Origin of the sequence: Streptomyces sp. NPDC050287, from assembly GCF_044459385.1 — a bacterium.
Classification (GTDB): Bacteria; Actinomycetota; Actinomycetes; order Streptomycetales; family Streptomycetaceae; genus Streptomyces.
The window spans coordinates 328,975-347,119 of sequence record NZ_JBITIY010000004.1; the positions used below are offsets into that span (position 1 = coordinate 328,975).

Annotated in this window: 17 protein-coding genes and 2 pseudogenes; 14 read left to right on the top strand and 5 right to left on the bottom strand. The window is 70.5% G+C overall.

Annotated features, from left to right (window positions below):
- Window positions 1-15 precede the first annotated feature (15 nt).
- Window positions 16-822: a polyphosphate kinase 2 gene (gene ppk2, locus ACIBK3_RS16420; RefSeq protein ID WP_399366085.1), complete on the top strand. Its 807-nt coding sequence runs from the start codon at window positions 16-18 to the stop codon at window positions 820-822.
- Between the two features lies 1 nt (window position 823).
- On the opposite strand, the gene ACIBK3_RS16425 is transcribed toward ppk2, so the two are convergent.
- The 3 genes from ACIBK3_RS16425 to ACIBK3_RS16435 are packed head-to-tail and all read right to left on the bottom strand — an operon-like array spanning window position 824 to window position 3,371.
- Entirely contained in the window at window positions 824-1,696 is an 873-nt protein-coding gene (locus tag ACIBK3_RS16425) for a universal stress protein (RefSeq protein WP_399366086.1), read from the bottom strand.
- Window positions 1,693-2,427: an alcohol dehydrogenase catalytic domain-containing protein gene (locus ACIBK3_RS16430; protein WP_399366088.1), complete on the bottom strand. Its 735-nt coding sequence runs from the start codon at window positions 2,425-2,427 to the stop codon at window positions 1,693-1,695. Before ACIBK3_RS16430 ends, ACIBK3_RS16425 begins: the two co-directional genes overlap by 4 nt.
- 38 nt (window positions 2,428-2,465) lie before the next feature.
- Complete coding sequence (locus tag ACIBK3_RS16435; RefSeq protein WP_399366090.1) at window positions 2,466-3,371, bottom strand: universal stress protein; 906 nt, start codon at window positions 3,369-3,371, stop codon at window positions 2,466-2,468.
- 678 nt (window positions 3,372-4,049) lie between these two features.
- On the opposite strand from ACIBK3_RS16435, the gene ACIBK3_RS16440 reads away from it, so the two are divergent.
- The 7 genes and pseudogenes from ACIBK3_RS16440 to ACIBK3_RS16470 all read left to right on the top strand — a co-directional run bounded on the left by ACIBK3_RS16440 (window position 4,050) and on the right by ACIBK3_RS16470 (window position 10,065).
- Window positions 4,050-4,517, top strand: a complete 468-nt coding sequence (locus ACIBK3_RS16440; protein WP_399366092.1) for a DUF664 domain-containing protein — start codon at window positions 4,050-4,052, stop codon at window positions 4,515-4,517.
- On the top strand, window positions 4,514-5,707 hold the full coding sequence (locus ACIBK3_RS16445) for a MalY/PatB family protein (protein WP_399366094.1): 1,194 nt from the start codon (window positions 4,514-4,516) through the stop codon (window positions 5,705-5,707). The genes ACIBK3_RS16440 and ACIBK3_RS16445 overlap by 4 nt, the downstream gene beginning before the upstream one ends.
- A gap of 35 nt (window positions 5,708-5,742) precedes the next feature.
- Entirely contained in the window at window positions 5,743-6,303 is a 561-nt protein-coding gene (locus tag ACIBK3_RS16450) for a CGNR zinc finger domain-containing protein (RefSeq protein ID WP_399366096.1), read from the top strand.
- Window positions 6,304-6,595: 292 nt separating this feature from the next.
- A pseudogene (locus ACIBK3_RS16455) lies at window positions 6,596-6,919 on the top strand (hypothetical protein); the annotation flags it as partial.
- A gap of 11 nt (window positions 6,920-6,930) precedes the next feature.
- A pseudogene (locus tag ACIBK3_RS16460) lies at window positions 6,931-7,519 on the top strand (hemerythrin domain-containing protein).
- A gap of 462 nt (window positions 7,520-7,981) precedes the next feature.
- Entirely contained in the window at window positions 7,982-9,694 is a 1,713-nt protein-coding gene (ctaD, locus tag ACIBK3_RS16465) for a cytochrome c oxidase subunit I (protein ID WP_399366098.1), read from the top strand.
- Complete coding sequence (locus ACIBK3_RS16470; RefSeq protein WP_399366099.1) at window positions 9,691-10,065, top strand: hypothetical protein; 375 nt, start codon at window positions 9,691-9,693, stop codon at window positions 10,063-10,065. The genes ctaD and ACIBK3_RS16470 overlap by 4 nt, the downstream gene beginning before the upstream one ends.
- Before the next feature lie 52 nt (window positions 10,066-10,117).
- Here the strand turns inward: ACIBK3_RS16470 and ACIBK3_RS16475 are convergent, their stop codons facing one another.
- The gene (locus ACIBK3_RS16475; RefSeq protein ID WP_399366101.1) at window positions 10,118-10,651 is read right to left on the bottom strand and encodes a hypothetical protein; all 534 of its coding nucleotides are present in this window, start codon (window positions 10,649-10,651) and stop codon (window positions 10,118-10,120) included.
- A gap of 163 nt (window positions 10,652-10,814) precedes the next feature.
- Here ACIBK3_RS16475 and ACIBK3_RS16480 point away from each other — a divergent pair, with 163 nt between their 5' ends.
- The 5 genes from ACIBK3_RS16480 to ACIBK3_RS16500 all read left to right on the top strand — a co-directional run bounded on the left by ACIBK3_RS16480 (window position 10,815) and on the right by ACIBK3_RS16500 (window position 16,721).
- A complete protein-coding gene (locus ACIBK3_RS16480) occupies window positions 10,815-11,306 on the top strand; it encodes a DUF2243 domain-containing protein (RefSeq protein ID WP_399366828.1) in 492 nt (163 codons plus the stop codon).
- The gene (locus ACIBK3_RS16485; RefSeq protein WP_399366103.1) at window positions 11,303-12,298 is read left to right on the top strand and encodes a cytochrome c oxidase assembly protein; all 996 of its coding nucleotides are present in this window, start codon (window positions 11,303-11,305) and stop codon (window positions 12,296-12,298) included. Before ACIBK3_RS16480 ends, ACIBK3_RS16485 begins: the two co-directional genes overlap by 4 nt.
- A gap of 66 nt (window positions 12,299-12,364) precedes the next feature.
- Entirely contained in the window at window positions 12,365-13,036 is a 672-nt protein-coding gene (locus tag ACIBK3_RS16490; RefSeq protein ID WP_399366105.1) for a polysaccharide lyase family 7 protein, read from the top strand.
- Between the two features lie 141 nt (window positions 13,037-13,177).
- Complete coding sequence (locus ACIBK3_RS16495; RefSeq protein ID WP_399366107.1) at window positions 13,178-15,478, top strand: glycosyl hydrolase family 95 catalytic domain-containing protein; 2,301 nt, start codon at window positions 13,178-13,180, stop codon at window positions 15,476-15,478.
- Between the two features lie 181 nt (window positions 15,479-15,659).
- Window positions 15,660-16,721 carry a bile acid:sodium symporter family protein gene (locus tag ACIBK3_RS16500; RefSeq protein WP_399366109.1) on the top strand — a complete coding sequence of 354 codons (1,062 nt, stop codon included), beginning with the start codon at window positions 15,660-15,662 and terminating at the stop codon, window positions 16,719-16,721.
- Window positions 16,722-16,820: 99 nt separating this feature from the next.
- Here ACIBK3_RS16500 and ACIBK3_RS16505 read toward each other — a convergent pair whose 3' ends face one another.
- Complete coding sequence (locus ACIBK3_RS16505; RefSeq protein ID WP_399366111.1) at window positions 16,821-17,381, bottom strand: snapalysin family zinc-dependent metalloprotease; 561 nt, start codon at window positions 17,379-17,381, stop codon at window positions 16,821-16,823.
- 172 nt (window positions 17,382-17,553) lie between these two features.
- On the opposite strand from ACIBK3_RS16505, the gene ACIBK3_RS16510 reads away from it, so the two are divergent.
- Complete coding sequence (locus tag ACIBK3_RS16510; RefSeq protein WP_399366113.1) at window positions 17,554-18,096, top strand: MOSC domain-containing protein; 543 nt, start codon at window positions 17,554-17,556, stop codon at window positions 18,094-18,096.
- The last annotated feature ends 49 nt before the right edge of the window (window positions 18,097-18,145 follow it).

An 18,145-nucleotide genomic window follows, 5' to 3' on the forward strand; every position in this document is an offset into this window, starting at 1 on the left:
GCAGTGGGAGGCGGCATGGCCGGCGACAAGAAGGCTGCGACCCTGCCTCGCAAGGTCTACGAGAAGGAGTTGCTACGCCTGCAGACGGAGCTGGTGAAACTGCAGGAGTGGGTACGCGCGGAGGGCGCCCGCCTGGTGGTCGTCTTCGAGGGACGGGACGCGGCGGGCAAGGGCGGCACCATCAAACGGGTCGCGGAGCACCTCAACCCGCGCGTCGCGCGCATCGCCGCGCTGCCCAAGCCGACCGAACGACAGCGCACCCAGTGGTACTTCCAGCGCTACGTCGAACACCTGCCGGCCGCCGGGGAGATCGTGCTGTTCGACCGGTCCTGGTACAACCGGGCCGGCGTCGAACACGTCATGGGCTTCTGCTCCAAGGAGGAGTACCAGCTCTTCCTCCGGCAGTGCCCGATCTTCGAGCGGATGCTGGTGGAGGACGGGATCCTGCTGCGCAAGTACTGGTTCTCGGTGAGCGACACGGAGCAGCAGGAGCGCTTCCGACGCCGCATGCAGGACCCCCTGCGGCGCTGGAAGCTCTCACCCATGGACCTGGAGTCGCTCACCCGCTGGGAGGCCTACTCCCGGGCCAAGGACGAGATGCTGGTGCACACCGACATCTCTCAGGCACCCTGGTATGTCGTCGAGAGCGACGACAAGCGGCGCGCCCGCCTGAACATGATCGCCCACCTCCTCGGGTCCCTGCCGTACCGCGAGGTGCCGCCCCCGGTGCTGGAGCTCCCGGAGCGTCCGCCGTCGACCGGGTACCAGCGACCGCCGCGCGATCTGCAGACCTACGTCCCCGACCACGCGGCCGGCCTGTGACTCACGCCCGCTGCGGTACGACGGCGACGGGGCAGGCGGAGTGGTGCAGTGCGGCGTGGGCGACGCGGCCGAGGTGTCCATGGCGGCGTCGGGAGCCCACGACCAGGAGATCGGCGTGCCGCGAGGCGTCCACCAGTACCTTCCAGGGGTGGCCCTCGGCGGTGCGGCGACGCAGGTCCACGTCGTGCGGGGCGTCCAGCAGCGCCGTCTGAAGCGCTTCGGCCGCCCGCTCCTCGTGCAGCCGTGCGGGCTGTCCCGCGAGCAAAGGGTGGTCGGTGCTTTCGCGCGCGGGCCACCGCCAGGCCCGTACGGCCTCCAACGGCACCCCGCGCAACCGTGCCTCCTCGCAGGCGAAGCGGATGGCCTCGGAGGCCTTGCCCTCCTCTCCGACCCCCACGACCACGCGGCCGTGGTACGCAGGCCCGGCCTGGTCGTCGTGGTCGCCGCGGACCACGATCACGGGGCAGTGGGCGTGCGTGGCCACCGTCAGACTGACGGAACCCAGCACCGCACCGGCCAGGCCGCCGCGGCCTCGGGTGCCGACCACCACCGCGGTGGCGTACCGCCCCTCCCGTTGGAGCGTGTACGCCGGCTCCTCCGGGGCCACGTCCGCGGACACCGTCAGCGCGGGATGCCTGCCGCGGGCCCGCCGGGCGGCGGCCGCGACGATGTCGTCGGCCATGATCTGCTCCGACGGCCTGCCGGGATCGCCGGCGGGTACCGCGCCCTCGTAGCGCTCCCAGAGCGAGGCGTGGACCACCCTCAGCGGCAGTCGGCGCAGGGCGGCCTCGTCGGCCGCCCAGTCCACGGCTCGCAGGCACGGTTCCGAACCGTCCACGCCCACCACCAGCGGTCGCTCCGTCATCGTCGTCATCCTCCCGCGTCCAGGTCGAAGACGATCCGGGCCTTGACCTCGCCGCGCAGCACCTCGCCGATGGACTCGTTGACGGAGGCGAGCGGACGGGTCTCCCGAATCACCCGCGTGCGTCCGGCGGCATGCAGGTGGAAGACCTCGGCGAGGTCCTGCCGGGTCCCGACGACGGAGCCGATCACCGAGGTGCCGTTCAGGACGGTGTCGAAGATCGGCACCCGGATCGTGCCGAGTGCCGGCATGGCCACCATGACGAGTCTGCCGCCGCGTCGCAACCCGGAGTTGACCGCGGCGAACGCGGCCTCGTCCACGGCCGGCGCGAGCGCGGCGGGTGCGCCGCCGTAGCGCTTGAGCGACTGACCGACGTCGTCCTTTCGGGCGTCGATGACAAGGTCGGCCCTATTGACCTGCTGCTCGCACAGCGTCTCCCACCCGGACAGGCAGTGCTCGCACCGCCCGCAGGCCTTGCCCAGCGACGGCACCGTGACGCGCTGTCCGACCGCGAGGTGGGTGACACCGTCACCGAGCTTCCCGACGAGCCCGACGCCCGAGGGGCCCGGCACGAACGGCGGGTTCGGCGTGACCGGCCAGTCGCCGTGCGCGGCGTGGATGTCGGTGTGGCACAACCCGGAGGCCTCGGCCCGGACCCGGACCTGGCCGGGGCCGGGCTCGGGGTCGGGGCGTTCTTCGATCACCAGGGGTGCACCGAAAGCTCGAACGACCGCTGCCTTCATGACCGTCTCTCCTCTGCCGGGCTCTGTCTCGGAGCGCGTCAGCTGTGCGGGACGACGGCGACGGGGGTGGTGGAGTGGTGCATGACGGCGTGCGTGACGGGGCCGATGTGGGCCCCTGTCGGGCTGCGCCGGATCCGGCGGCCCACGACGACGAGGGAGGCGTCGCGGGAGGCGTCGATCAGGTGGTTGGCCGGGCTGCCCGCGTGGGAGACCTCGGCCACCTCGACGTCCGGGTACTTCGCGCGCCACGGCCGCAGCACGGCGGTGAGGGCGTCGGCGTCGGCCCGGTCCAGCTCCCCGTTGAACTCGGGGTCGGCGGCGAGGCCGTAGACGTAGTACGGCGGCAGGTTCCAGCCGTGGACGACACGCAGGGCCGCGCTGCGGCGTGCGGCCTCCTCGAAGGCGAACGCGATCACCGTGTCGTCGGGGCGGTCGGTGTCCAGACCGAGGACGACGGGGCGGAACCCGGTCGCCGCCGACGGGATGCCGACCGGGTCCATGGCGTGCTCGTCGGCCGCCTGCTCACCGGCCCGGACAAGGACCACGGGAACCTCGGAACGCGCGACCACTGCCTGCCCCACGGAGCCGACCAGGAAGCCACCGATTCCGGTCAGCGCGCGGGAGCCGAGGACCAGGAGGTCGGCGTCCTGTGCCTCGTCCACCAAGGCGTCCGCGGGCCGGCCGGTCAGCTGCCGCCGGGTGACGTCGACACCGGGGTGGCGCAGGGCAAGGCCCTCGGCGGTCTCACGGGGGACGCGCTCGCTCCAGTGCGCCTGCGTCTCGGCGCCGAGCAGCGGCGCCTGGGCCAGCGGATCGGGGGCGGGTTCCCAGACGTGGACGAGCCTCAGCGACAGACCCCGCAGCTTCGCCTCGCGGGCCGCCCATTCTGCGGCGGCTCGGCTCTCGGGCGAGCCGTCGATGCCTGCGACTACGGTGCGGATCATGGTGTTCTGCCTCCTGAACTGCGCAGGCCGCTGAGACTGCGGCAACTGCTTTCAGCGTGGCGGTGTGAGTGGTGCGCGGTGCAGGGACCGCAGGTCCTCGCCGCAGGCCGACCGGCCCCATGAGCCGGGCCGAAAGGGGTGGCGCGGAACGCGAAGTGCGAAGTACCGCAACGCCGCGGGGCAGGGCAGTGGGAGGCAGGGCGGCTTTGGCGGGTTCCGACGCCGAGGGCCCGCCCTGCCTGAGAAGCCATCCGCTTCAGCGGCTGGTGGATGCCCGTGTGACGGTGACTGAGGCGCTGGCCGAGCCGTCTTGCGTGGTCGCGGAACCGCGGAGCGCGGTCGGGGTGTCCACCGCGCTCGCGGCGCCGGCCGGCTGAAGGTGCCTGGGCGGCGTCCGGCCAGGCGTCTGCTCATGAGCATGGTCATCGACCACAGAGCTTGTTCACGTTCGTGTCACCCACGGGCAGCGCGACGGGAACGGGGTCGCCGCCGACGGAGGAGACCGCAACTCGCAGACACTGCTCAACATGGTTACACAAGCGGCTTAATGAACTCGACCTGCACTCTGACTTCTTGTATCTGCTACGCATAAGCCATATTGATCAAGTCGATGAGACACCACCTTGACAGGTGTCTTCTCTTCACCAATGCTGGTACTCCTGACCGACAGGAGGCACCATGCACGAGCACGACGAGTACCTGTACTTCCTTCGCCGCGCCTTCGACGGCATGCTCGGCGCACTGGAAGAACTGGGTGATGACCTCGCCAACACCGCGCCGCACCTGCCCGGCGCCAACTCCCCGTACGCCATCGCGCACCACTGCGTTGCCGTGGCCGACTACTGGCTGGGCCACGTGATCGCGGGGCGCCGCGTCGACCGCGACCGTCCCTCCGAGTTCACGGCGAAGGGGGACGTGCGGCGTCTGCGGACGCAGGTCGACGCGCTCTTCGCCCGCCTGCAAGCAGACCTCTGCGAGGCGCTGCCGTCGCAACCGCCGCGCAACACACCCCCTGCCGACTTCGAGGGGCCGGACCGTCCCCTGAGCGTGCGGGGCGTCCGGCTTCACGTACTGGAGGAACTGGCCCAGCATCACGGGCAGGTGCAGATCACCCGCGATCTGCTGCGGACGGGGGTCCCGGCATGAGGCCCGCACCGGCCCGGGGGATACCCGGCTTCGACGACCTCGACCTCGACCGGCTGCGCGTTCGCGGCAGCGTGAAATGGCACCGTCCGGAGCGAGACGTCCTGCCGGCGTGGGTGGCCGACATGGACTTCCCCACCCCGCCGCCGGTGGTGGCCGCGCTACACGAAGCCGTCGACCGCCATGATCTCGGTTACCCGGACTGGCCGGACGGCAGTCCGCTGCGCTCTGCCTTCGCCAAGCGGATGGCCGAGCGCCACGGATGGGCCGCGTCGGCCCACCGCGTGCGCGAGCAGACCGACCTCATCCAGTGTCTGCAACTCGTCCTTCACCTCGCGACGTCGGACGGGGACGCGGTGGCGGTGCAAATTCCCAACTACCCACCGGTCCTGTCGACGTTGCGGACGATGAACCGGCGGATCGTGCCCATCCCGATGAAGGACACCGACGACGGCTGGCGGATGGACTTCGCCGCCCTGGACACCGCGGTGAAGCGGTCCGGCTGCAAGACACTCGTCCTGGTCAACCCCCACAACCCCACCGGCCGGGTGTTGACGCCCGACGAACTCGGCGAGCTCGCGGCCATCGCGCGACGACACGATCTGCTCGTCATCAGCGACGAGATCCACGCCGAGCTGACCTACACGGCCCATCGGCACATCCCCTTCGCGAGCATGTCCGACGACGCCGCGCGCCGCACCGTGACCCTGACCTCCGCGACCAAGGCGTTCAACCTGGCGGCCATCCGCTGCGCCGTCACGCACTACGGCCCAGACCGCCTCCTCGCGTTGCGGGACGCACAACCGCCCGACCTGTACGGCACCGTCTCACCCCTCGGTGTCATCGCCACCCTGGCCGCGTGGGAAAACGGCGACGCCTGGCAGCGCGATCTCCTGACCGTGCTGGACCGCAATCGTCGGCGCGTCCGCGACGTGGTACGCGACCGGCTCCCGCTGATCCGCCACCACCTGCCCGAGGCCACGTACCTGGCATGGCTGGACACCCGGCCGCTCGGCCTGGACGAACCGCCGGTGGAGAGGGTGCTCAGGGACGGCCGGGTCCTGCTCGACGGCGGCGCGCCCTTCGGTCCGGACACCGAGGGGTTCGTGCGGCTGAACTTCGCCACCTCGCAGCAGGTGCTCGACGAGATACTGGGCCGGGTCGTCGACGCACTGGGCGGGCAGGAGGGGTGACGACGGTGCCGGACGCCACCTGGCACCATGGCCATGTGAATGATTTCGTCTTCGTCAGCGGGCGGCTCTCCCTGGACCTCGCGGGCACGCTGCTCTGGCGACGAAGCCGACGCACCGAACTGCTGCGTTCCCCCGACGACCTGCGACGCTGGATCCACCAGGCCGGACTGCTCGACGCGCCCGGCCTTCTGGACGCACGCGCCCTGTCGAGAATGTGCCGTCTCAGGGAAGCGGTGTACGCGCTGGTTGGCGCATGGCCCCTGACACCGCCCGCGGACAGCGAGGTGCGGGAAGCCCTCGCCGAGGTGAACGAGACGGCCCGGCTGCCGCTGCCGAGGCTCCAACTCGACGAGGACGGTCGCCTGACACGTACCGGGGGCATCGACGAGGTGCTCGGCGCGTTGGCACGGGACGCAGTGGACCTTCTTGGCGGCACCGACTTCACTCGCGTGCGGGAATGCCTCAACGAGGACTGCACCCGGCTGTTCGTGGACCTGTCGCGGTCCGCCAACCGCCGCTGGTGCGGCATGACCGAGTGCGGGAACCGACACAAGGTGGCCAACTACCGCAAGCGGCGGCAGGGGACAGCACGCTGACCTCCTCCGAGCATCGCCTGCCGCCCGGTAGGAGCCCCTGCCGTACCGAGAGTGCAGGTCCTGGGTGGCCACCCGGCGCAGGCAGACGGCGGCCAGGGCGCGGTGCTGATGACCCGACCTCGGATTCCACTGGTCTCATCCACGGCGCTCGTGATCAAGGTGGTCCCCCAACGCCCCGGACTGCGCTTCCTGCGTGATGATGAACGACCAGTCCGTGCGGTGTGTCCACCGCCGTCCGGCCAGGCGCCTGCTCATGAGAGGCGGCTGGCCACAGCTCGTCAACCACGAGTAGCACGTCGCCTGTGACCTGATGCGTCGGCACGACGGGCGCGACCCCGAAACGGTCCTGGCGCCGCAGCTGCCCGACGTGCTGACCTTCGAGCCGAACAAGGGCTACCTCCGCGAACTGGTGGAAACCCAGATCGACTTGGCCACGCTGGGCGCCGGCTACGCACGGGACGCGCACGAGCGGTTCGAGAAGTTGCGGGAGCAGATCCACGGCGGCGAAGCGCCGCCCAGCGAGCGGGTGGTGGTGCAGCACGACGAGATGTTCGGGCGTGAGTACCGCATCGAGACCGAGGGTGAGCACCCCGATCCCGCCCTGCGCGAGAAGTGAGGAGACCTGCCATGGCTGAGACACACACGCCACAGGCGGGTGACGACGCCGCCCCCGATGCCGACGTGGTGACCCCCTCATGCGTCAGCACGGAGACATCCGCGATCTCTTCGACGAGTCGAGGCAAGCTCCGGGGACACACGGCAGGAGCCCTTCCGCCGGCTGGTACGCCTTCTCGCCGTCCACGAGACGGCGGAGGAAGAGGTCGTGCACCCGTTCGTCCGTCGCAACGTGACCGGCGGGGACGCGGTCGTGGACGAGCGTCTGCGGGAGGAGCGGTCGGCGAAGGAGACGCTGAGCGCCCTGGACGGTATGGACACCGCGGACCCCAAGTTCATGCCGCAGCTGCCGGCCCTGCGCACCGAGGTCCAGGAGCACGCCCGCGCGGAGGAACGCTACGAGTTCATCCACATCCGGCGCAGCGCCGACACCTCGGCCCTTGCTGCCTTGGCCAAGGGTGTCAAGGCGGCGGAGGCCATGGCCCCCACCCGCCCGCACCCGGGGGTGGAGTCGGCGGCGGCCAACGTCGCGCTCGGTCCCGTCGCCGCCCTGATGGACCGCACGCGGGACGCCGTCCGCAAGGCCATGGGCCGCGACTGATCTTTGTTCGTCCGACCCGTCGGCGGCCCGGATCGCGGCCCGGCCGCCGACGGGAACGCCATCAGTGAGGCGATCTTCGACGCCATGGCCCACGTCACCGCCGCCGGCCTGACCGCCAACGTTGCGGTGCCGGCCCGCGCATCCCATGGGGACCCGAACCTGCAACCGGAGCCCTGACCGTTCCCCGGTCCGCCGGCTCGCGGCGCTGTCTCCGGAGGCCGAGCGCTTCCGTCCCCGCCTTCCGCGAAACGGATGAGCCCGCTCGGCGGAGGGTCCTTTCGCTCATTCAGTCCATGTCGTTAAGGCTTTTCGGGCCGCTGTCGGGCGTGGTGCCCGATGGCCATGACCGATGTCCGCTGGGCTGGCTGCACACTGCCGACCGCAGGCCGGCAGCGGGGGCTGTCGCGCCGCATGAGCTACCGGCCCGCGCATCGGAACGCCGTTGAGATGAGGGGAATTTTGATGGCGACACAAACTGAGCCGGTCTCTCCGGTGCCTGTCGTGAAGCGCCGCGGCCGGGGACAGGTGGTCGTTTCCTGGCTGACCACGACCGACCACAAGAAGATCGGTCACCTCTACCTGATCACGTCGTTCTGCCTTTTCCTGGTCGGCGGCGCGCTGGCGATGGCGATGAGGGCGGAACTGGCCCGGCCGGGGCTGCAGATCCTGTCCTCGGAGCAGTACAACCAGGCGTTCACGATGCATGGCACGATCATGCTTCTGCTGTTCGCCACCCCGACCTTCGCCGGGTTCGCCAACGCGGTCATGCCGCTGCAGATCGGTTCCCCGGACGTCGCCTTCCCGCGGCTGAACATGTTCTCCTACTGGCTGTTCCTGTTCGGCGGGCTGATCGTGCTCGGCAGCTTCCTGACCCCGCAGGGCGCCGCCGACTTCGGCTGGACCGCCTACACCCCCCTCAGCGGCCCCGTCCGCAGCGGCTACACCGGCGGCGACCTGTGGATCATGGGCCTGGCGCTGGCCGGGTTCGGCACCATCCTCGGCGCGGTCAACTTCATCACCACCATCATCTGCATGCGCGGCCCCGGCATGACCATGTTCCGGATGCCGATCTTCACCTGGAACGTGCTGCTCACCTCTGTGCTGGTCCTGTTCGCCTTCCCCGTCCTGGCCGCCGCCCTGTTCGCCCTCGAAGCGGACCGGAAGTTCGGGGCGCACGTCTACGACGCCCAGAACGGCGGGGCACTCCTGTGGCAGCACCTGTTCTGGTTCTTCGGCCACCCCGAGGTCTACATCCTGGCCCTGCCCTTCTTCGGGGTGATCACCGAGATCATCCCGGTCTTCTCCCGCAAACCGATCTTCGGCTACATGGGCCTGGTCGGCGCCACCATCTCCATCGCCGGACTGTCGGTCACCGTCTGGGCACACCACATGTTCGCCACCCAAGCGGTCCTGCTGCCGTTCTTCTCCTTCATGACCTACCTCATCGCCGTGCCCACAGGCGTGAAGTTCTTCAACTGGATCGGCACGATGTGGAAGGGTTCGCTGTCCTTCGAACCACCGATGCTGTGGGCGGCCGGCTTCCTCGTCACGTTCCTCTTCGGCGGGCTGACCGGCGTGATCCTCGGCTCCCCACCACTGGACTGGCACGTGACGGACACGTACTTCGTGGTCGCGCACTTCCACTACGTGCTCTTCGGCACGATCGTCTTCGCGATGTTCGGCGGGTTCAGCTTCTGGTGGCCCAAGATGACCGGCACCATGCTCGACCACCGACTGGAGAAGATCCACTTCTGGACCCTGTTCGCCGGCTTCCACACCACCTTCCTCGTCCAGCACTGGCTGGGCGCCGAGGGCATGCCCCGCCGCTACGCCGACTACCTGGCCGCCGACGGCTTCACCACGCTCAACACCGTCTCCTCCATCGGCGCCTTCCTGCTGGGCCTGTCCACGCTGCCGTTCCTCTACAACGTCTGGAAGACCGCCAAGTACGGCACCCGGATCGAGGTCGACGACCCCTGGGGATACGGCCGCTCCCTGGAGTGGGCCACCTCCTGTCCTCCGCCCCGCCACAACTTCGTCACCCTGCCGCGCATCCGCTCCGAATCGCCCGCCTTCGAACTGCACCACCCGGAGATGGCGGAGCTCGACCAACGTCAGCACACCGGCAGGCGCGACGCCGTGGACGCACCGGGCCACGAGGGCGAACGGTCATGAGACGCAAGACGCGCACCGCCCCCTCCGTCGACCGGGCCCGCGTCCTGGCCGACGAGGTGGAGGGCTACCTGCTCGCCCGCACCCACCTGGACCAGGCGCGCCGCGAGGCCGCCGACTTCTGCTCGCGGATGCCGTGGCTGACCACCGCCCAGGCCGAGGACGTCACCCAGCACTACCTGACCCGACGCATGGACCTGACCCGGTGCATGCTGCTGGCCACGGTCGAACGAGCCGCACAGCTGCGGCAGGAGTACGAAATCCGGTACTCCGCCCTCCGGCGTGACCTGCTCAGACGGCACGCCGTCGGTGCCTGCGCCGTCCTCGCCTGCGCCGGCGGGGTGAGCGTGTTCGTGAGCCTGCTCAGCCGCTGACCGGCCCGTCGGCCCGGAGCAGGAGCCCGCTGGTGTCTCCGGCCGGCCGGACCTATCGGCCGTAGGCGTTCTTACGGGGAAGCGGTCCGATGCCGGCCCGGCGGCCGGGGCGGACGGCAGCGTGCCGTTGTCCGGGGCCCGGGCCGCCGCGGGCGGCGAGAGCGTCGGCGACGGCGCCGGTGGTGAAGGCGTAGACGGCCTTGTGGAGGACGTCCACGACGAGTTCCTGGCGGGGCCAGGTGTCCGGCGGAGCGCCCACGCCGGTCGCGTTCTCGAGGATCTGGTCGTTGGTGAGGCGGACGACGGCGAACTTCGCGGAGGCGAGCGGTCCGCGCAGTCCGGACTGGGCCATGACCGAGCGCAGCACCCCGAGAAGGGCGGCCTGGCCGTAGTGCATGGCCCAGTCGACCGGCAGCGGCTGGGGGCCGGGTCGCTCGGGCCGGCCGGTCAGACGCCGCAGGACGCGCGCGGGGACATGAGAGTCGGGCCGCCCGGTGACGGCCTGCTCCATCTTCTCGCCGAGGGTCATCACCAGACCTCCGGCGGTTCCGGCGACCAGTCCCTGCCACAGTGCGCGCCTGATCATGCGGTGACGGGTACCCGGTGACCCCGGCCCCCACCCATCCGGCAGGACCGGACGAACCCGGTCACCGGCCGTCCCGGTCGGTGCTCCGATCGCAGGGCATGGGCGGTGGCGCAGTCGCGGCGGGCGGCAGCCGTCGTCCCGCACGGCAGGAAGGCGGATGCCCATGAAGCAACCGGCCCGGTCGAACGTCGCCGCGGGCACCGGCGCCGCGCCGCGGAGGTCGATGGCCGTCTGCGCGCTGATCGGGGCGGCGGTGATGGCCGCGGCCGATGAGATCGTCTTTCACCAGATCCTGGGCTGGCACCACTTCTACGACCGTTCCACCACCAGCGCGGGCCTGCTGTCCGACGGGTTGCTGCACACGGCCGAACTGCTGGCCCTGGTCGCCGGGTTCTTCCTCTACGCCGACCTGCGCCGCCGCAAGGCCCTCGCACGCACCCACGCGTGGGCCGGCTTCTTCCTGGGCATGGGAATCTTCCAGCTGTTCGACGGGATCGTGGACCACAAGTTGCTGCGCGTCCACCAGATCCGCTACGGGGTGGACGTCACGCCGTACGACTGGGCGTGGAACGTCGGCGCTCTGATCCTGCTGCTCATCGGCGCGGCCCTGGCCGTCCAGGCGGGCCGCCGCAGCGGTGCCGGAACGTCGTCGTGACGCTCGCGCACGATCACCCGGGTCCAGGTACCACCGCGCTGGTCACCGCTGTGGCCGCACTGCTGACGGCCCTGGTCTATCTGCCGGCCGCGGGGCGTCTGCGGCGCCGCGGGGATGCCTGGCCCCGGTGGCGGGACGGGTCGTTCGGGGCCGGATGCGCGGGGGTGGCATGGGCGACGGCGGGCGGACTGCCGGGAGGACCGTTCACCGGGCACATGGTCCAGCACCTCGTCGTCGGCATGGCGGCCCCGCTGCTGCTGGTCCTGGCCCGCCCCCTCACCCTCGCCCTGCGAACGCTTGCGCCCGGCCGGGCTCGTCGGGTCCTGCTGGTTCTCCTGCACTCCCGTCCCGTCGGCCTGCTCGCCTTCCCTCCCCTGGCGGCGTTGCTGGACGTCGGCGGTCTGTGGCTGCTGTACCGCACCACGCTGTTCGCGGCCACGGCACACCAGCCGCTGCTGCACGGCGTGGTGCACACGCACATGCTGGCGGCCGGGCTGCTGTTCTCGTTCGCCCTGTGCCGGCTCGATCCGGTGCGCCGCCGGTGGAGTCTCGCCGTGCGCGGTCCCGTCCTGCTGGCCGTCGGCGCCGCCCATGGCCTGCTGGCCAGGACCCTGTACGCGCTCCCCCCGCCCGGCACCGGCTTCACGACTGCCGACCTGCACAGGGGTGCCCAGGTCATGTACTACGGCGGCGACCTGGTGGAGGCCGCCCTGGCACTGGTGCTGGGGGTGGGCTGGTACACGGCCGGCGGACGTGCCCGGGCCCGTCAGACGCGCCGGCCGCCGCGGCCGGGGCACTCGGTGAGCATCGAACGCGCTCAGGAGTCCCGGTCCCGCCCGGCGCGCCCTGTCGCCGATTGCCGTGCGCCTCGACACCGCCGCGCCACAGCTCGGCGCTTGACAAATCCTGCTTCCCGGCGGTTACGGACGGTTCCGACGCCTCCCTTACATCGGATCATTCTCCAGCGTGTTGAGACCGTTGACGCTCACTGATGGGCAGCCCTACTCTCCCCCGAGAGATAGGTCCGATGAATCGACCCGAGGAAGCGTGGTATTGGCATGCCTCCATCACGACGCACGGTTCTCGCAGCCGGAGGCTTACTCGCCGGAGGCGCCGTCGGAGCGCTGGTTCCGTCGACGTCCTCCGCCGCGGCCGCTTCTCCCACGGACGGCTGGAGCAGGACCTCGTTCACCTACAGCCTGCACAAGCCGTGGAACCTCGCCGCCGGTGACCGCCACAGCTACAGCGGCGGCGTCCACCGCATGTGGGTGTACAGCACCGACGAACCCATGTCGCAGGGCAGTTCCACCGATCCGCGCACCGAGCTGCGCTGGAAGCAGGAGTACACGTCCGGGCAGCACATGTGGGACGCCGACGTGTACCTTCCGTCCGGCACGAACGGCGCGACCTTCGTGCAGATCCTCCGCGTGATCCACCCCGAGGGCACACCGGCCACGGACTTCATGCTCAACGTCTACAGCGCGAGCGGCGGCACGGTGAAGGCGTACGACGGCACGGTCCTGAGGACGGACGCCTACGACTCCTGGTTCAACGTCAAGCTCGCGCACAACGCCTCGAGCGGCAGCGTCAAGGTCTACTTCGACGACGAGCCGGTCCTGACGGCCAAGGACCGCGGGCCCGCGACCCGCCACTTCAAGAACGGTGTCTACCACCACGGCAGCGGCCGGGCCGAGGCGCGCTTCCGCAACCTCACGTACTGGACCCGGTGAGCCGCGCGCGGTGCGGCCGCTCACCGCGCTCGCGCCCCGGCGACCACCGCCACAGCCACCGCCGCGATCACGCCGGGGCGGAACGCCCCCGGCGTACCGATCGAGGGCTTCAGGAACTGCCGCATCTTGGAGGCACCCGCAATGACCTCTAGAAGAGCTGTGCTCGGCTCCGTGCTGGGCGGCACGACAGCCGCCGTTCTCCCCGGAGTCGCCCACGCCGAGCCCTTCTCCGCCACCCCCGCCGCCACCGGGGCCGACCTCGCGCCGGGTGGCCCCTGGCGACTGCGCAACCGTATGGACTCCGACGGTGCCTGGGCCGGTTTCCTGCGCGGGCAGGACCTGCTGTGGCACACGCTGCCCAAGGTCTGGTACGAGGGCCCGTTCCTGGGGGACGGCCGGCTGGGCAGCATGGTGTACCGGGAACCGGACACGAACAGCATCCGTTTCACCGTTCAGCACGGGGAAGTCCAGGACCACCGACCCGAGTTGGGCAGCGGCTGGGGCACCAACCGACTGCCCGTGGGACATCTGACCCTCGACCCGGTCGGCACCATCACGGCGGTCGACTGGCGCCTGAGCCTGTGGAACGCCGAACTCACCGGCACCGTCACCACGGACAAGGGCACCCTGACCCTCGCCGCCCTCATCCACGACGGAATCCTCGCCGCGCGCGTGACGGCAGGCGGTGGCGAGAAGGTCCGCTGGACTTTCCACCCCGAGGAGGCCATCAGCCCACGGAAGATCCAGGAGGCGCCGCCGGCCGGATACGTCGTCAACCCGCCCTGGACCACGCGGACCACCGGCGAAATCGAACAGGTCCTGCAGCCGCTCGTCGGCGGCGGCCAGACAGCCACCGCCTACCGCCACGCGGGCGACACCCTCGTGCTCAACGTCGCCCACAGTTTCCCCTCGAACACCCGGGCCGGCGAGGCCTCGCTGCGCAAGATCCAGCGCGCCGCTGGCTACGGAGCGCTCCGCACCCAGCACACCCGCTGGTGGCACGCCTTCTACCGCAAGAGCTTCGTCTCGGTTCCCGACGAGCGGCTGCAGAGCTTCCACTGGATCCAGCTGTACAAGGTGGCGTCGGCCAGCCGCGAGGGCGGCCCGGTGATGGCCACCTCCGGGCCGTGGCTGGAACCCACCCCCTGGCCGGCCGTGTGGTGGAACCTCAACGTCCAGCTCGAGTACTGGCTCATCCACGGCTCCAACCACCTGGAACTCGACTCGCTGGCCAGCACCCTCCGGCAGAGCCAGGAGCAGCTGATCGCGAACGTGCCCGACGCGTACGAGTCGGACAGCGCCGGAGTCGGCCGCAGCTCCGACATGTTCGCCACCCGCAGCGTCGGCACGCCCGGCAGCGGCGCCGAAGTGGGCGACCTGACCTGGGCGCTGCACAACGCCTGGCTTAGTTATCGGCACACCATGGACGAGGCGCTGCTGCGCGACACGGTGTACCCGCTGCTGCGCCGGACGATCAACTACTACCTGCACTTCCTCCAGCCGGGCGACGACGGCAAACTGCACCTGCCGTCGACACTGTCGCCGGAGTACCCGGTGGTGCCGCCGAAGGACACCAACTACGACCTGGCGCTCATCCGTTGGGGATGCACCGCGCTCCTGGAGGCGACGGCACGGCTGAAGGTCGACGACCCGCTGAAGAGCCGCTGGCAGGAGGTGCTGGCCAAACTGACGCCGTATCCGGTCGACGAGAACGGCTTCATGATCGGGGGCGACACCCCGTACGCCCAGTCCCACCGCCACTACTCCCACCTTCTGATGGTCTATCCGCTGTACCTCGTGAACTGGGACCAGCCGGAACAGCGGGAGCTGATCGAGAAGTCGGTCGTACGCTGGCACGCGCTGACCGGCGCACACCGCGGATACAGCTACACGGGCGCCGCGTCGATGTACGCGATGATGGGCCGCGGCGACACGGCCCTGACATACCTCAAGAAGTTCTTCGACCCCACCACGCGTTTCCCGTGCCGGCCCAACACCCACTACACCGAGGCCGGTCCGGTCATCGAGACACCGCTGTCGGCGTCGCAGTCCCTGCACGACATGCTCTGCCAGAGCTGGGGCGGCGTCGTCCGGGTCTTCCCCGCCGTCCCGCCGTCCTGGTCCGACGTCACCCTCCACGACTTCCGTACCCAGGGAGCCTTCCTGGTCAGCGCCGTCCGCGCCGGGGGCACCACCCGTTTCGTCCGCGTCCGCAGCCTGGCCGGCGAGCCGCTCGAACTCCGCCACGGGCTGCCCGCCGGCCGGCTGACCGCCGTCCTCGACGACGGCCGCCCGGCACGCACCCGCGCGACATCCGAGGGCACCCTCGCCATCGACCTGCCCAAGGGCCGCGAGGTCCTGCTGTACACCGGGGAACGACCCGATCTGTCCATAGCTCCGGTGGACGTGAGCGAGCCCGGTGAGCCCTGGGGGCTGCCCTAGGCACGGCCGATGGAGTGGGAGAGGCAGCCGGCGATGTTCTGAGGGGCCCCGCGGCTCGGATGTGCTGCGGGGCCCCTCCGGTCCGCCGGGTCAGGGCGACTGAGTTCTTGACGGCGCGCACCGATGGTCACATGGCGAGACGCCGTTGCGTCATGAACCTGACCAGGCGTTGTCTCGCACGGTGAGTACCGAACAACCCGCACAGTCCGAACAGCCCCGCCAGCCCGACCAGGCCGGGCAGCCCCACCAGTCCGAACAGTCCAGCCCGGCCGCCCGTTCCGGACCACCCGAACCGTCCGAACGCCACGGCAATGACGCCACCACCGGCGACCGCTCCGCGCGACGCGCCGTCACCGTTTTCCCGGTCCTCGTCCTCCTGGCCGGTGTCGTCGGCCTGCTGTTGCCGGGGAGTTTCACCGGCTGGGGCGAGGCGGTGCCGTATCTGCTGGGCGTGGTGATGTTCTGCATGGGCGTCACCATGACTCCACAGGAGTTCCGCGGTGTCGCCCAGCGGCCCTGGGCGGTGGCTCTCGGGCTGGTCGCGCACTACGTCATCATGCCGGGGCTCGGCTGGGCCGTCGCCCACCTGCTCCAGCTCTCGCCGCAACTCGCGGCGGGCGTCATCCTCGTCGGCTGCGCCCCCAGCGGCACCGCGTCCAACGTGGTGACGTATCTGGCGCGCGGCGATGTGGCCCTGTCCGTCTCCGTGGCCACTGTCTCCACGCTCGTGGCCCCGCTGGTCACCCCGCCCCTGACGCTCCTGCTGGCGGGCGAGTACCTGCCGGTCGACGCCGGCTCCATGGTCACCGACATCCTCAAGACGGTGCTGCTGCCGGTGTTCGCGGGCCTGGCCGTACGGCTCCTGGCGGGCCGTTACGTGCAGCGGGCCCTGCCGGTGCTGCCGTGGCTGTCCGCACTGACCATCGGAGTGATCGTGACCGTGGTGGTGGCGGGCAGCGCCGACGCCATCAAGTCGGCCGCCCTGCTGGTCTTCGTCGCCGTCGTGCTGCACAACGGGCTCGGCCTGGCCCTGGGGTACGGCGCCGGACGGCTCGCCCGGCTGGGCGAACCTGGGAGCCGTGCCATGGCCTTCGAGGTCGGCATGCAGAACTCCGGGCTCGCGGCCTCACTGGCCACGGCCCACTTCAGTCCGCTGGCCGCCCTGCCGGCCGCGATCTTCTCGGTCTGGCACAACATCTCCGGTGCCCTGGCCGCGGCCTGGCTGGCACGCCGGGCACGCTGACGGTGTGTGGGGCGCCGGCCGTCGCACTCGGCCGGCAGGAGGGCATAGCCGGGTGACCGGGGTGCGCGGGGACGGGACGTCCCCGCGCACGTCCTCGGCTCAGTCCACGATCACCGCGTCACGGGCAACCGCCGTCGGGCGGGCGGGCGCGGCGCCGAAGTTGCCCTCGACCTCCGCCTTCTCGGCCGCGTCGGGATAGGGATTCGTGCAGGAGACGCCGGCGCTGGAACCCGACATCAGGCTGGTGCACGGGCCGGGCTTGCGGTCCGGCAGGCCGAGGATGTGGCCCAGTTCGTGCGCCGAGATACGGACCGTGTTGTACCCCTCGTTCACGGCCTCCCGTCCGATGTAGACCGTGCCGTTGCCGAGCGAGGTCGTCATCGCCCGCGGCCAGCCGTTGTCGGCCAGGATCCGGATGTTGGCGCGCTGCCCGGCGGCCGCCGGGCGCAGTTCGACGGCGTCCACGCTCTCGTTCCAGATCGCCGCGCCGCGATCGACGGCGGCCTTGAACTCCGCCGACGCGCCGGCGTCATAGGTGACGACACGGGCCGCGAGCAGCTGATCGCCGGAGCCAGGCGCCGCGTTGGCCTGGGCGCCGACAAGGGTGAGAGCCACCGTGAGGGCAGCGGTGAAGCCATGGACGAACGTGCGTGAGTGCATGGTCGACCTCCTGTGGGGGGCAGGACAATGAAGGCATGTTCATGCCACACACTGCCAGCCCAATGCCCAGCCCCACAGGCCCCAATCCGTCAAACTGCGCACCCCACCGCGCGGGCGGTCCGAGGGTAGGCTCGTGGCTGATCATCGTCACCGGGGCGGGGGTTTCCGAGGTATGAACGCAATCGTGACAGCGGTCAGCAGCAACGGCGCGTACTCGTTCACCAAGCCGAACCGGGACAGCGTCACGCTGCTCGCCGGGCTGGGAGTCGAGGGCGACGTACACGCCGGTGTGACGGTCAAGCACCGCTCGCGGGTCGCGCGGGATCCCACGCAGCCGAACCTGCGTCAGGTCCACCTCATCCATGAGGAGCTCTTCGCCGAGCTCGGCGAAGAAGGGTTCGCGGTGAAACCCGGTGAGCTCGGCGAGAACATCACCACCCGCGGCATCGATCTGCTCGGCCTGCCCGTCGGTGCCCTGCTCCGCGTCGGCGACGAGGCGGTCCTCGAGGTGACCGGCCTGCGCAATCCCTGTCTGCAGATCGACTCCTTCCAGAAAGGGCTCCTGAGTCAGGTCGTCGGCCGCGACGATGCCGGGAACATCGTGCGCAAGGCGGGAATCATGAGCATCGTGAAGGAAGGCGGCACAGTGCGCCCCGGCGACACGATCAGGACGGAGCTTCCCAGCGGGCCGCATCGGGCCCTGGAGCGGGTCTGACGTCAATCCTGCGCAGGCCGCTGGTTCGAGCACGGCTTGGGGGCCGCCG